Here is a 12,187-nt window from a genome sequence, read left to right on the forward strand (position 1 = left end):
TCTCCAAAGCCCCCTTAATGCGAAGCGGCTGTCTGGGTTGCGGCTTCAGCCGCGGCCAGAGCCGTGTCATAGTTCGAGATTAGCGCTGCGGTGGATTGCCCGATCACATCGGTCACCAGCGAGGGATAAATCCCAAGCAGAATGGTCATCACGATCAGCGGCGCGAAGATCAGCCGCTCGCGCGAACTCATGTCTGTGATGGCCTTGAGGCTTTCCTTGATCAGATCTCCAAAGACTACCCGGCGATAGAGCCATAGCGCATAGCCCGCCGAGAAGATCACACCGGTTGCAGCCACAGCCGTCACCCAGGTGTTGACCTGGAATGCGCCCATCAGGGTCAGGAATTCCCCGATGAAGCCCGATGTACCAGGCAAGCCGACATTGGCCATGGTGAACAGCATGAAGACCAGAGCGTAAGCCGGCATCCGGATGACCAAACCGCCATACGCCTCGATATCGCGGGTGTGCATCCGGTCATAGATCACGCCAACACACAGGAAGAGCGCTGCGGAAATGAACCCATGACTGAGCATCTGGAAGATCGCGCCATCAATGCCCTGCTGGTTCGCTGCAAAGATACCCATGGTCACAAAGCCCATATGCGCGACCGAGGAATAGGCGATCAGCTTCTTCATATCCTCCTGCACCAGCGCGACCAGAGAGGTGTAGACAACAGCAATCGCCGACATCCACAGCACCACATCGGTCATCACCGCAGACCCCACCGGGAACATCGGCAGGCTGAAGCGCAGGAAGCCATAGCCGCCCATCTTCAACAGGATCGCCGCCAGCACGACCGAACCTGCCGTCGGCGCCTGAACGTGCGCATCCGGCAGCCAGGTATGCACCGGCCACATCGGCATCTTCACCGCGAACGACGCGAAGAAGGCCAGGAACATCAGCGTCTGCATGCCGCCGACGATATAGATGCCCAGCACGCTGAACCCTTCGGACGAGAACTGATGGCTCATCAGCGCCTCGATATCCGTGGTGCCCGCATCCGCATACATCGCAACCATCGCCACCAGCATCAGCACCGAGCCGAGGAAGGTGTATAAGAAGAACTTGAAGCTGGCATAAATGCGGTCTTTGCCGCCCCAGATACCGATGATCAGGAACATCGGGATCAGGCCCGCCTCGAAGAACAGGTAGAACAGCACGAGATCCAGCGCCATGAACACGCCCAGCATCAGCGTTTCCAGCAGCAGGAATGCGATCATGTATTCCTTGACCCGGTCCGTGACCTGCCAGCTGGCCAGAATGGTCAGCGGCATGATGAAGGTGGTCAGCAGCACGAAAAGAACGCTGATCCCATCGACACCCATCTTGTACTTCAGGCCCAGCAGCCACTCGCCCTCTTCCACCATCTGGAAGCCGGTGTTGGACGGATCAAAGCCGGTATAGATGCCGATTGAGACCAGAAAGGTCACGGTTGTGGCAACCAGCGCAACCCATTTGGCGTTGCGCTGCGCGGCTACGTCCTCGCCATGCAGAAACAGGGCCAGAATGCCTGCTGCGATGGCGGGGATGAAGGTGACAATAGATAGGATATTGTCCATTAGTTTGCGCCTCCGCCGATCGACATCCAGGTGACAAGAGCGGCGATGCCCAAAACCATCCAGAAGGCGTAAGTAAAGATGTAACCCGTCTGAGCTTTGCCTGCGAGGCGGGTAAAGAAGGGCACCACGCCCATCGAAACCCCGTTCAGGAAGCCATCAATCGTGTTGCCGTCACCGCGTTTCCACAGGAACCGACCCAGCGCAACGGTAGGTTTGACAAAGATCGCGTCGTAGATCTCGTCAAAGTACCACTTGTTCTTGAGAAACAGGTACAGCGGCCGCTGGTTCGCCGCCAGACGAGCGGGCAGCGACGTGTTCACGATGTAGAACCAATAGGCGACGACAAAACCCAGCAGCATAGCAACAAAAGGCGATACTTTGACCCATTTCGGAGCCTCATGCGCATCGTTCAGGACATTGTTGTCAGGTGCCATATACAGCGCGCCTTCACCCGGCTCACCGCCAAAGCTGGCATGCTTTTTGTCCGCCTTGTAGTCACCCTCGCCTTTATCAGCCTTCGCGTCGACTTGGTCGTCATCTGCCTTGGCCTCACCATGAGATGCGTCTGCGGCAACTTCGCCATGACCGCCGGTCTCTTCCGCCAGCGGAATACCGTAGAACTTGGCCACTTTGTCGGTGTAGCCGAAGAACTGATTGTACCACAGCATCCCCGAGAACACCGCGCCCAGAGACAGTACCCCCAACGGGATCAGCATGACCATCGGACTTTCGTGCGCGTGCTCATGCGTATGCTTGTCGCCACGCGGCTCGCCATAGAAGGTCAGGAATATCAGACGCCAGCTGTAGAATGAGGTGAACACCGCTGCGATTACCAACATCCAGAAGGCATAACCTGTGCCACCTACAAAGGCGCTTTCGATGATGGCATCCTTCGACAGGAACCCGGCGAATCCAAACGTGGTCAGCGGGATGCCCACACCGGTAATGGCCAGCGTGCCGATCATCATCGCCCAGTACGTATAGGGGATTTTCTTCCGCAGACCGCCGTACTCGGTCATCTCCTGCTCATGATGCATCGCATGGATCACTGAACCGGCACCAAGGAACAGCAGCGCCTTGAAGAACGCGTGCGTCAGCAGATGGAACATCGCGGCTGAGTACATGCCAACGCCGGCGGCGACAAACATGTAACCCAATTGCGAACAGGTCGAATACGCAATGACCCGCTTGATATCGGTCTGCACCAAGCCCACGGTTGCTGCGAAAAACGCAGTCGAAGCGCCAAGGAAGGCTATGAACCCGGTGGCCCCCGGTGCGAACTCCATCAGCGGCGACATACGGCAGACCAGGAACACACCTGCGGTAACCATGGTCGCAGCGTGGATCAGCGCGGACACAGGGGTCGGACCTTCCATCGCATCCGGCAGCCAGGTGTGTAGTATCAACTGCGCCGATTTACCCATCGCGCCAATGAACAGCAGAACACAGATCACCTCGATCGCAGTCCACTCACCCCAGAGGAAGCTCAGTTTTTCCTCCGCCAATGCTGGGGCCGACGCGAATATGTCTGAGAAATTGATGCTGTCGGTCAGGAAGAACAGCGCGAAGATCCCCAGCGCAAAGCCGAAATCGCCCACTCGGTTCACGATGAACGCTTTCATCGCCGCTGCATTGGCGCTGGGCTTGCGATAATAAAACCCGATCAGCAGGTACGAGGCGACACCCACGCCTTCCCAGCCAAAGAACATCTGAACCAGATTGTCCGCCGTCACCAGCATCAGCATGGCGAAGGTGAAGAACGACAGATAGGCAAAGAAACGCGGCTTATAGCTTTCGCCTTCACGCCATTGCGGGTCGTGATCCATGTAGCCGAACGAATACAAGTGAACCAGCGCCGAAACGGTCGTCACCACGATCAGCATGATCGCCGTCAGACGGTCCAGACGAATGGCCCAGCTTGTCGACAGCGAACCACTTTCGATCCAGCGCATGATCTCGATCTGCTGGGTGTGGCCGTCAAATGAGAGGAAGACGATCCAGCTGAGCAGGCAGGCCAGAAACAGCAGGCCCGTTGCGGTCCACATGGCGGCTTTCTCACCAATGAAGCGCCAGCCAAAACCGCAGATCAACGCACCCACGAGCGGGGCAAAGAGGATGGTGGTTTCCATATTCTCTTACCCCTTCATCATATTGACGTCTTCAACCGCGATGGTGCCACGGTTGCGGAAGAAGCAGACCAGAATGGCAAGACCAATCGCCGCCTCAGCCGCCGCAACTGTCAACACGAACAGCGTAAAGACCTGCCCGACCAGATCGCCGAGGAAACTAGAGAACGCCACGAGGTTGATATTCACCGCCAGCAGCATCAACTCGATGCTCATCAGCAGGATGATGACGTTCTTGCGGTTCAGGAAGAGACCGAAAATGCCGATGACGAACAGCGTCGCCGCGACCGTAAGATAGTGTTCAAGTCCGATCATCGTCTCAAAGTCCCTGCCCCGGTTTCACGTCCTTCAACTCCATCGCTTTGGCCGGGTCGCGCATCATCTGGCCGATGATGTCCTGACGCTTGATGTCCTGACGGTGGCGCAGTGTCAGCACAATGGCACCGATCATGGCCACCAGCAGGATCAGGCCCGCCAGTTGGAACAGAAGGAAGTATTGATCGTATAGAATGACGCCGAGCGCCTCAGTGTTGTGGCGGTCGCTCGGTACCGGCTGCGCCAGATTGGCGGCGGCACCCTGCGCGCTGTCCCATGCTCCGATGGCCATGACGAACTGCATCAGGATCACCAATCCGATCAACAGCGCCAGCGGCATGTAGCGCGCCATCTCGGCCTTCAGCTCGGCAAAGTCCACATCCAGCATCATCACCACGAAGAGGAACAGAACCGCGACCGCGCCGACGTAAACGATAATCAGCAGCATCGCCACGAACTCGGCCCCCAGCAGCACGAACAGGCCCGCCGAGGACAGAAAGGACAGGATCAGCCACAGCACCGAATGCACCGGCTGGCGGCTGATCACCGTGAACAGCCCGCCGGTGATGGCGCTGATGGCAAACAGATAGAAGGCAAAGACGGTCATTGATCCTCATCCTCGTTATCACCCATGACCTCTTGCGCCAGATCGAGCGCACGGGTCATGGCCGGGATGCCGGCAAAGACCGACATCTGACCGATCGTTTCCACGATCTCTTGTTTCTTCGCGCCAGCTTCCAGCGCGTGGCGCACGGTCTGACGCACCGCCGAGTCTGCCTGAGCGCCCTGACAGGTCAGCCCGGCCAGCGTAAGCAGCAGGCGTGTCTTGGCATCCAGCCCGTCCTTGTTGACGGTATTGCCGAACATCATCTCCATGACCTCTTTCGGCATGGTCGGCCACAACGCCTCAAACCCTTTGGGCGAGAAATTCTCCATCGCCGGGTTCATCGCCTTGGCCATGTCCTGAGCTTGCTTCATCATCAGCTCGAACGGATTTGTCGGACTGTCACTCATCTGTACGGCGCGTCCATTTCCAGATTGCGAGCAATTTCGGCTTCCCAGCGTTCGCCGTTATCCAGCAGTTTCTGCTTGTCGTAGAACAACTCTTCCCGGGTTTCGGTGGCGAATTCGAAATTCGGGCCCTCGACGATGGCATCAACCGGACATGCCTCCTGGCAGAAACCGCAATAGATGCATTTGGTCATGTCAATGTCATAGCGCGTCGTGCGGCGGCTTCCGTCTTCGCGCGGCTCGGCGTCGATGGTGATGGCTTGTGCAGGACAGATCGCTTCGCACAGTTTGCAGGCGATGCAGCGTTCCTCACCGTTCGGATAACGGCGCAGGGCATGTTCACCCCGGAACCGCGGGGACAAGGGCCCCTTTTCATGCGGGTAGTTCACGGTGGCTTTTGGGGCGAAGAAGTATTTCAAGCCCAATTTCATTCCGACCCAGAAGTCCTGCAGCAGGAAATATTTGGCGGCGCGGGTGTAGTCGATTTGAGTCATATCAGCCTCCTACGCTCCAACGGGCAAACGCGCCCCAGAACCAGTCGAATTTCGCCGCGAAGGCCACGAAGACGACCCAGACGAGGCTGAACGGCAAGAACACTTTCCAACCCAGGCGCATCAACTGGTCATAGCGGTAGCGGGGTGTGATCGCCTTGACCATCGCGAAGATGAAGAAGAAGAACGCCATCTTGGCAACCATCCACAATACGCCGTCAGGCAGGCCTGGGATCGGGGACAGCCAACCGCCAAAGAACAGCAGTGTGGTCAGAGCACACATCAGGAAGATGGCGATGTATTCACCGGCCATGAAAAGCAGGAAAGGCGTGGCCGAGTATTCGACCTGATAGCCTGCAACCAGTTCCGATTCCGCCTCGGGCAGATCGAAGGGTGGCCGGTTGGTTTCAGCCAATGCCGAGATGAAAAACAGGAACACCATCGGGAAATGCGGCAGCCAGTACCAGCTGAAGAACCCGAACGAGCCATCCTGTGCGCGCACGATATCACCGAAGTTCATCGAACCGGTCGAGATGATGATGCCGATGATGATCAGACCGATGGATACCTCGTATGAAATCATCTGCGCGGCAGAGCGCAGCGACCCAAGGAATGGATACTTTGAGTTCGACGCCCAACCACCCATAATCACGCCATAAACCTCAAGCGATGAGACTGCGAAGACATAGAGGATGGCGACGTTGATGTCCGACAGGACCCAGCCATCATTGAACGGGATCACCGCCCAGGCGATCATCGCGAGGACAAAACTGGTCAATGGTGCGAGGATAAACACTGTACGGTCGGCACCTGCGGGAATGACGACCTCTTTCACCACATATTTCAGTGCGTCCGCCACCGATTGCAGCAGGCCGTATACGCCGACAACGTTGGGGCCGCGACGCATCTGGACGGCGGCCCAGATCTTGCGGTCGCCGTAAACGAGGAACAACAGCGAGATCATCACGAACGCAACAACAGCAAGCACTTGCGCCAGAATGATGATGGCTATTCCGCCTGGGGTGTTAAAGAAGTCAGCCATTGGTCCTCACACCGTGGGTATTTTGGTTTCCGCGTGCGATGCAAAGGCCAGATGCCTGCGCAATCTGCGGCTGGGTCGGCGCGTTGGTGTAAACAGCATCTGCCGTCTGTACGCCACCCTTAATCTTCAATTTCACACGCAAATCCGGCGCGGCTATCTGCCACCCGGGCACCGCGTACGTCTGCGATATGAAACGTTTCTGGTTCATTCAGCCGCAATCTTCTCAGTCTTGCGGGTCTGCGCCTGTGCCGATAGTTCGGCCATCAATTGCGAGGCGCGGGCAATCGGGTTGGTCAGGTAGAAATCCTTGATTGCATTGCGGAAGCTGGCTTCACCCAATTTTCCGGCTTGTAGCGCCGCTGCTTCATTCTCAATCACCTCATCAATGCGCGCCAGATGCGGAACAGATTCGAGCAAGGAGGTGCGCAATTGAGCCAATGTATCGTAGGGCAGAGTAGCCCCCAGCTCAGCAGACAACGCCCTTAGGATTGCCCAGTTTTCCTTGGCCTCTCCCGGTGCAAAGCCTGCGCGCATGGCGAGTTGAGGACGCCCTTCGGTGTTCACGAACAGACCGTTTTCTTCTGTGTAAGCCGCCCCCGGCAGGATCACATCTGCGCGGTGCGCGCCACGATCGCCGTGACTACCCTGATAGATCACAAAAGCACCCTCGCCGATCTCGACCTCATCGGCACCGAGGTTATAGATCACATCGGCCGCGTTTACCGCCTCCATGCCACCTTCGTTGGTCGCATCCACATCCATCGCACCCACGCGCGATGCTGCGGTGTGCAGAACGATCAGCCCACTTTCGGTATTGCTTGCAATGGCTTGCGCGGCGGCCAGAACGGCAGAGCCATCGACCTCCTGCAGCGCGCCCTGCCCGACGATGACAAGAGAGCGCTTGCCCTTGATCTCATCATCACCACCCATATCAACGATGGTCTGCAGCGCGGCACGGTCGCTGCCTACATGGTGATACTCATAGGTCAGATCGACGGCAGGCCCGACCAGGGCCACCTCGGCGCCGTGTGCCCAGGCCTTGCGGATACGAGCATTCAAAACCGGAGCCTCGTCACGCGGGTTGGTCCCGATCAACAGGATACGTTCAGCCGCATCAATATCTTCGATTGCCGCGGTCCCGGCATATGCTGCTCGGTTACCCGCAGGCAGTTTGGCGCCGTCGGTGCGGCACTCAACGATACCGCCTTGCCCTTCGATCATCTGTTTGAGTGCGAATGTGGCCTCAACTGGAGCCAGATCACCGACAATCCCGGCTGGCTTCTCAGCCCCTTTCAGTGCCTCAGCGGCTTTGGTCAATGCCTCGGGCCAAGTGGCTGGTCGCAGCTTGCCGTTTTCCCGCACATACGGCTTGTCCAGCCGTTGGCGCCGCAACCCGTCCCAGACAAAGCGGGTCTTGTCGCTGATCCATTCCTCGTTCACACCGTCATGGTTGCGCGGCAGAAAGCGCATCACTTCACGCCCTTTGGTATCTACACGGATGCTTGAGCCCAAAGCGTCCATCACGTCGATACTCTCGGTTTTGGTCAGTTCCCAAGGGCGAGCGGTGAATGCATATGGCTTCGAGGTCAACGCCCCTACCGGGCACAGATCGATGATGTTGCCCTGCAGGTTCGAATCCAGCGTCTGGTTCAGGTACGAGGTGATCTCGGCATCTTCGCCGCGTCCGGTCTGACCCATCTGGGTGATCCCGGCGACCTCTGTGGTGAAGCGCACGCAACGAGTACAACTGATGCAGCGAGTCATCGCGGTGCCAACCAGCGGACCAAGGTCCAGATCATCCACGGCACGCTTGGCTTCTTTGAAGCGCGTCCCTGACAGACCATAGGCCATGGCCTGATCCTGCAGGTCACACTCACCGCCCTGATCGCAGATCGGGCAATCCAGCGGGTGGTTGATCAGCAGAAACTCCATCACCCCTTCGCGGGCCTTCTTGACCATGGGCGAGTTCGTCTTGACCACCGGTGCCTGCCCTTCCGGACCCGGACGCAGATCGCGCACCTGCATCGCGCAGGAGGCCGCCGGTTTCGGCGGGCCGCCCACGACCTCGACCAGACACATCCGGCAGTTCCCGGCAATCGACAGACGCTCGTGATAGCAAAAGCGCGGCACCTCGACCCCGGCCTGCTCGCAGGCCTGGATCAGTGTCATCGCGCCATCGACTTCGATTTCCTGCCCGTCGATATTGACTTTGCGGAGGTCAGACATCGCTAGTTCGCCCTCAAATACACGCCGATGGCGCTGTTTCTTTCAATCTCTTTCCGCCCCAACGTGCAGAAAGAATTGGGATTTTCATAAGACACGCCGTTTTGGGTCAGATATGCCTCACCCTTGGCACGCATCCTGTCTTTCTCGGCATCCGAGTCCACATAGGCGCGGATTTCCTTGTCCGAATATCCCAGTTTGTTCGCCTTGGACCGCAGATCCCACATCACCCCAATCGCCTTAAGTCGACGCCCGCTGATCGACGGACAGTACTCCGAAATCTCATTTGCGATCGCGATGTAGTAGAGTTCGTTGTCGATCTCTTTGACATCCCTCAAGGGTGGTTTGGCTTCGGCCATTACAGGCATCGAAATCGCGCAAATCGCGGCCAGAAGTCGTACAACAGTCATGACATTTCCTTTCGTCTTGGGATTCCCAAGACGGCGGTCAGCCGGCTGCTATGCAATAACAGCCCATGGGTTTTGCCGTGATATGCGATACGGTAGCTCATGGTCGCTGACAGCTTCCGGCATACGTCAGCTTATCGTTTTCGATCCGTAGATTTTGCGGCTCGGTCTCCGGCCCAACCTTCCATACAATTCTGGACGATCCAAAATTCTGAATGCAGAATTTTGTCGCCTCATAGCGGCCCGCTTCGCGTGCGCCTTCTAATGACTGCGAAACGCCATTCACAGTCACAGTGAAATCGGTAGGTGTCGTCTTCTTATCCACGTGTTTTGCGTTGGCGTTGAAGAAAATGCCGTCAAACGCCACGCGGGTCGCCCTCGATTTCGCTGTACCGCAGGCAGATACAAGTAAGCTTCCCACCAATACCATTGTCATTACGAATACGCGTTTCGCCATCATAACCACTCCTGTTTCGTGGCTGGCGCTTGTGGCATCCGCTGATGCGCAGGAGAAAGCGTATGAATCAACATCCCGTTCACTCCGCCGCGACCTGTACGCAACGATTGTCGCGCCACTTGCTGGCCTGTTTCAATTCTGCCCACCCAAAGGCATGCTCGCTGGGACCTTCCGAGCGCAGCTTTTCCAGACGATCCAACGCTTCGGCCAAACTGGGGCAATGCCCTTCCCGCACCCACCACATGACAAAATGTTGTTCGCCAAGGATTTCGAACCACTCTTGCCGACGTTCGTAGAACTGTTTGTGGATAGTCCCCCAAACAAATTTCTCAAGGCTGGCGACGTCTTCCCAAACCGTCAGGTTCGCGACGAATTGCGGATCATCCCCGATGCTGTTTTCGGTGTTGCCTGTTCCCGGCTCGCCCGAGCCTTCCATCATCCAGACAAAGCCAGACATCCGCTTGCCAAGCCCGTTGACGCGATCCAGGTTGGCCATGAATTCAGCCACACGCGGATCGTCTGTTGGCGCCAACAAACGGCCGACATTCAACTCGGCCAGATGATATCCTTCGGGCTGGATCAAAACGCGGCCACCAAAGCAATAAGGCCAAGAATGAACATGCAGGCCCATCCAACCACATAAGCAACAGACCGGACCCCGCTATGCGGCTTGCCGATCCCGCGCAGGTGAATCACCAACATAACAACCCGCGCCAGCAGCGCTACTGAGGCCAGCAGGTTCACCCAGAACGGGCTGGCCCCCAACAGGATCGCCGCGACTGTAACAGTCAAAAAGGCAGGCAGAGTTTCAGTGCCGTTCAGATAAGCGCGGTTCAAACGATAGGCCCTGTCCGAATAATCCTGATCCGGAGTGGCCCCCGGTGCCAGCCCCTTGCCCGCTTTTGCAAGCGCCGAGAACGGCGACATGAACAGAACGATCAGGGTAAAGATCACCAAAGCGGCGATCGCGTGGGAATATTCGGCATAGACTTCCATCGATTTTACTCCGCTGCCATCGCACCCATGCGGCCCGATTTCTGGGCCTTGATGCGGTCCTCTATTTCTTCTCGGAAATTGCGGATCAGACCTTGGATCGGCCAGGCCGCCGCATCGCCAAGGGCGCAGATCGTGTGGCCTTCAACCTGTTTGGTGACGTCAAACAGCATGTCGATCTCTTCCAGTTCGGCTTCACCGCGTACAAGACGATCCATCACGCGCATCATCCAACCAGTGCCTTCACGACATGGCGTACACTGGCCGCAACTTTCGTGCTTGTAGAACTTCGACAACCGCCAGATTGCCTTGATGATGTCGGTAGACCTGTCCATCACGATGACTGCCGCCGTGCCCAGACCCGAACCCAGTTCTCCGCGCAGATAGTCAAAATCCATGATGGCATCGCGCATGTTCTCACCACGCACACACGGTACCGAAGACCCGCCGGGGATCACCGCCAAGAGATTATCCCAACCGCCGCGAATACCGCCGCAATGGGTCTCGATCAGGTCTTCGAAGGAAATCGACATTGCCTCTTCGACAACGCAAGGGTTGTTCACATGACCCGAGATCGCAAACAGCTTGGTGCCTGCGTTGTTCTGACGACCAAAACCCGCAAACCAGTCAGCGCCACGCCGCAGGATGGTGGGCACAACGGCGATGGATTCCACGTTGTTCACCGTGGTCGGGCAGCCATAAAGCCCCGCGCCTGCCGGGAACGGAGGCTTCATGCGCGGCATGCCCTTTTTACCCTCTAGGCTTTCGATCAGGGCGGTTTCCTCACCGCAGATATAGGCCCCAGCGCCATGGTGCAGGAACAGGTCGAAATCCCAGCCCGAGCCAGCAGCGTTCTTGCCAAGAAGACCGGCGTCGTAGGCCTCGTCAATCGCGGCCTGCAGCGCTTCACGCTCGCGGATGTATTCGCCGCGCAGGTAGATGTAGCAAGTATGCGCATTCATCGCGAAGGACGCGATCAGGCACCCCTCGATCAGCGTGTGTGGATCATGACGCATAATCTCGCGGTCTTTGCAGGTGCCGGGCTCGGATTCATCCGCGTTCACCACCAGATAAGCCGGACGCCCATCGCTTTCCTTGGGCATGAACGACCATTTCAGACCGGTCGGGAAACCCGCACCACCACGGCCACGAAGCCCTGAGTCTTTCATGGTCTGAATGATCCAGTCGCGGCCTTTCTCAATCAGGCCAGCAGTGCCGTCCCAATGCCCGCGGGCCTGCGCACCTTTCAAAGTGCGCTCGTGCATCCCGTAGATGTTGGTAAAGATCCTGTCCTGATCCTTCAGCATCGCTCAGTTACCCTTGGCTATCCTGACGCATGCGCCAGAGTTGAAATATGTTGACGCCCGCATAGATGAATCCGGCCAGAGCGGCGAAATCAAACAGCAGCGCGTAGCGCCCCGGCAATCCGATTGCTGGGCCGATGAACAAGGTCATGCCAAGCCAAACCACCATCGTCACGGCGATGACGATGCCGATATGTCGGCCCTTGCGGGCTATGGCCAGTTCCTTATCCGTATCCATCTCATCCTGATGCCCCGAACG

15 protein-coding genes are annotated in these 12,187 nt (G+C 57.5%); all 15 read right to left on the bottom strand.

Annotation, left to right across the window (positions count from 1 at the left end; translation table 11 throughout):
• Window positions 1–14: 14 nt before the first annotated feature.
• Entirely contained in the window at window positions 15–1,559 is a 1,545-nt protein-coding gene (locus AC2TEM_RS08330) for an NADH-quinone oxidoreductase subunit M (protein ID WP_170424095.1), read from the bottom strand.
• The gene (nuoL, locus tag AC2TEM_RS08335) at window positions 1,559–3,688 is read right to left on the bottom strand and encodes an NADH-quinone oxidoreductase subunit L (protein ID WP_170424097.1); all 2,130 of its coding nucleotides are present in this window, start codon (window positions 3,686–3,688) and stop codon (window positions 1,559–1,561) included. Before nuoL ends, AC2TEM_RS08330 begins: the two co-directional genes overlap by 1 nt.
• Window positions 3,689–3,694: 6 nt before the next feature.
• Entirely contained in the window at window positions 3,695–4,000 is a 306-nt protein-coding gene (gene nuoK, locus AC2TEM_RS08340) for an NADH-quinone oxidoreductase subunit NuoK (RefSeq protein WP_005984024.1), read from the bottom strand.
• A gap of 4 nt (window positions 4,001–4,004) precedes the next feature.
• Window positions 4,005–4,607: an NADH-quinone oxidoreductase subunit J gene (locus AC2TEM_RS08345; RefSeq protein WP_170397038.1), complete on the bottom strand. Its 603-nt coding sequence runs from the start codon at window positions 4,605–4,607 to the stop codon at window positions 4,005–4,007.
• On the bottom strand, window positions 4,604–5,014 hold the full coding sequence (locus AC2TEM_RS08350; protein WP_010442761.1) for a carboxymuconolactone decarboxylase family protein: 411 nt from the start codon (window positions 5,012–5,014) through the stop codon (window positions 4,604–4,606). Before AC2TEM_RS08350 ends, AC2TEM_RS08345 begins: the two co-directional genes overlap by 4 nt.
• Window positions 5,011–5,505, bottom strand: coding sequence for an NADH-quinone oxidoreductase subunit NuoI (gene nuoI, locus AC2TEM_RS08355; protein WP_170397042.1), 495 nt, complete (start codon window positions 5,503–5,505; stop codon window positions 5,011–5,013). Before nuoI ends, AC2TEM_RS08350 begins: the two co-directional genes overlap by 4 nt.
• Before the next feature lies 1 nt (window position 5,506).
• Window positions 5,507–6,544 carry an NADH-quinone oxidoreductase subunit NuoH gene (gene nuoH / locus AC2TEM_RS08360; RefSeq protein WP_039534288.1) on the bottom strand — a complete coding sequence of 346 codons (1,038 nt, stop codon included), beginning with the start codon at window positions 6,542–6,544 and terminating at the stop codon, window positions 5,507–5,509.
• A complete protein-coding gene (locus tag AC2TEM_RS08365; protein ID WP_170424099.1) occupies window positions 6,537–6,752 on the bottom strand; it encodes a hypothetical protein in 216 nt (71 codons plus the stop codon). Before AC2TEM_RS08365 ends, nuoH begins: the two co-directional genes overlap by 8 nt.
• On the bottom strand, window positions 6,749–8,770 hold the full coding sequence (nuoG, locus tag AC2TEM_RS08370) for an NADH-quinone oxidoreductase subunit NuoG (protein ID WP_480856134.1): 2,022 nt from the start codon (window positions 8,768–8,770) through the stop codon (window positions 6,749–6,751). The genes AC2TEM_RS08365 and nuoG overlap by 4 nt, the downstream gene beginning before the upstream one ends.
• A gap of 2 nt (window positions 8,771–8,772) precedes the next feature.
• Window positions 8,773–9,177 (bottom strand): DUF5333 domain-containing protein, encoded by a 405-nt coding sequence (locus AC2TEM_RS08375; protein ID WP_170424103.1) that lies wholly within the window; start codon window positions 9,175–9,177, stop codon window positions 8,773–8,775.
• A gap of 97 nt (window positions 9,178–9,274) precedes the next feature.
• Entirely contained in the window at window positions 9,275–9,631 is a 357-nt protein-coding gene (locus tag AC2TEM_RS08380) for a hypothetical protein (protein ID WP_480438780.1), read from the bottom strand.
• Window positions 9,632–9,710: 79 nt separating this feature from the next.
• Entirely contained in the window at window positions 9,711–10,214 is a 504-nt protein-coding gene (locus tag AC2TEM_RS08385) for a DUF3291 domain-containing protein (protein WP_170403991.1), read from the bottom strand.
• A complete protein-coding gene (locus AC2TEM_RS08390; protein ID WP_170424105.1) occupies window positions 10,211–10,627 on the bottom strand; it encodes an MAPEG family protein in 417 nt (138 codons plus the stop codon). The genes AC2TEM_RS08385 and AC2TEM_RS08390 overlap by 4 nt, the downstream gene beginning before the upstream one ends.
• 5 nt (window positions 10,628–10,632) lie before the next feature.
• Window positions 10,633–11,931, bottom strand: coding sequence for an NADH-quinone oxidoreductase subunit NuoF (gene nuoF / locus AC2TEM_RS08395; RefSeq protein ID WP_170424107.1), 1,299 nt, complete (start codon window positions 11,929–11,931; stop codon window positions 10,633–10,635).
• A 7-nt stretch (window positions 11,932–11,938) separates the two neighbouring features.
• A complete protein-coding gene (locus AC2TEM_RS08400; RefSeq protein ID WP_170424109.1) occupies window positions 11,939–12,166 on the bottom strand; it encodes a DUF5337 domain-containing protein in 228 nt (75 codons plus the stop codon).
• Window positions 12,167–12,187: the final 21 nt, after the last annotated feature.

It is taken from the genome of Ruegeria sp. HKCCD3925 (assembly GCF_057221175.1).

Bases quoted from the DNA above. Each gene is read 5' to 3' on its own strand.
- AC2TEM_RS08330 (WP_170424095.1), bottom strand. From the start codon at position 1,559: ATGGACAATATCCTATCTATTGTCACCTTCATCCCCGCCATCGCAGCA.
- nuoL (WP_170424097.1), bottom strand. From the start codon at position 3,688: ATGGAAACCACCATCCTCTTTGCCCCGCTCGTGGGTGCGTTGATCTGC.
- nuoK (WP_005984024.1), bottom strand. From the start codon at position 4,000: ATGATCGGACTTGAACACTATCTTACGGTCGCGGCGACGCTGTTCGTC.
- AC2TEM_RS08345 (WP_170397038.1), bottom strand. From the start codon at position 4,607: ATGACCGTCTTTGCCTTCTATCTGTTTGCCATCAGCGCCATCACCGGC.
- AC2TEM_RS08350 (WP_010442761.1), bottom strand. From the start codon at position 5,014: ATGAGTGACAGTCCGACAAATCCGTTCGAGCTGATGATGAAGCAAGCT.
- nuoI (WP_170397042.1), bottom strand. From the start codon at position 5,505: ATGACTCAAATCGACTACACCCGCGCCGCCAAATATTTCCTGCTGCAG.
- nuoH (WP_039534288.1), bottom strand. From the start codon at position 6,544: ATGGCTGACTTCTTTAACACCCCAGGCGGAATAGCCATCATCATTCTG.
- AC2TEM_RS08365 (WP_170424099.1), bottom strand. From the start codon at position 6,752: ATGAACCAGAAACGTTTCATATCGCAGACGTACGCGGTGCCCGGGTGG.
- nuoG (WP_480856134.1), bottom strand. From the start codon at position 8,770: ATGTCTGACCTCCGCAAAGTCAATATCGACGGGCAGGAAATCGAAGTC.
- AC2TEM_RS08375 (WP_170424103.1), bottom strand. From the start codon at position 9,177: ATGACTGTTGTACGACTTCTGGCCGCGATTTGCGCGATTTCGATGCCT.
- AC2TEM_RS08380 (WP_480438780.1), bottom strand. From the start codon at position 9,631: ATGGCGAAACGCGTATTCGTAATGACAATGGTATTGGTGGGAAGCTTA.
- AC2TEM_RS08390 (WP_170424105.1), bottom strand. From the start codon at position 10,627: ATGGAAGTCTATGCCGAATATTCCCACGCGATCGCCGCTTTGGTGATC.
- nuoF (WP_170424107.1), bottom strand. From the start codon at position 11,931: ATGCTGAAGGATCAGGACAGGATCTTTACCAACATCTACGGGATGCAC.
- AC2TEM_RS08400 (WP_170424109.1), bottom strand. From the start codon at position 12,166: ATGGATACGGATAAGGAACTGGCCATAGCCCGCAAGGGCCGACATATC.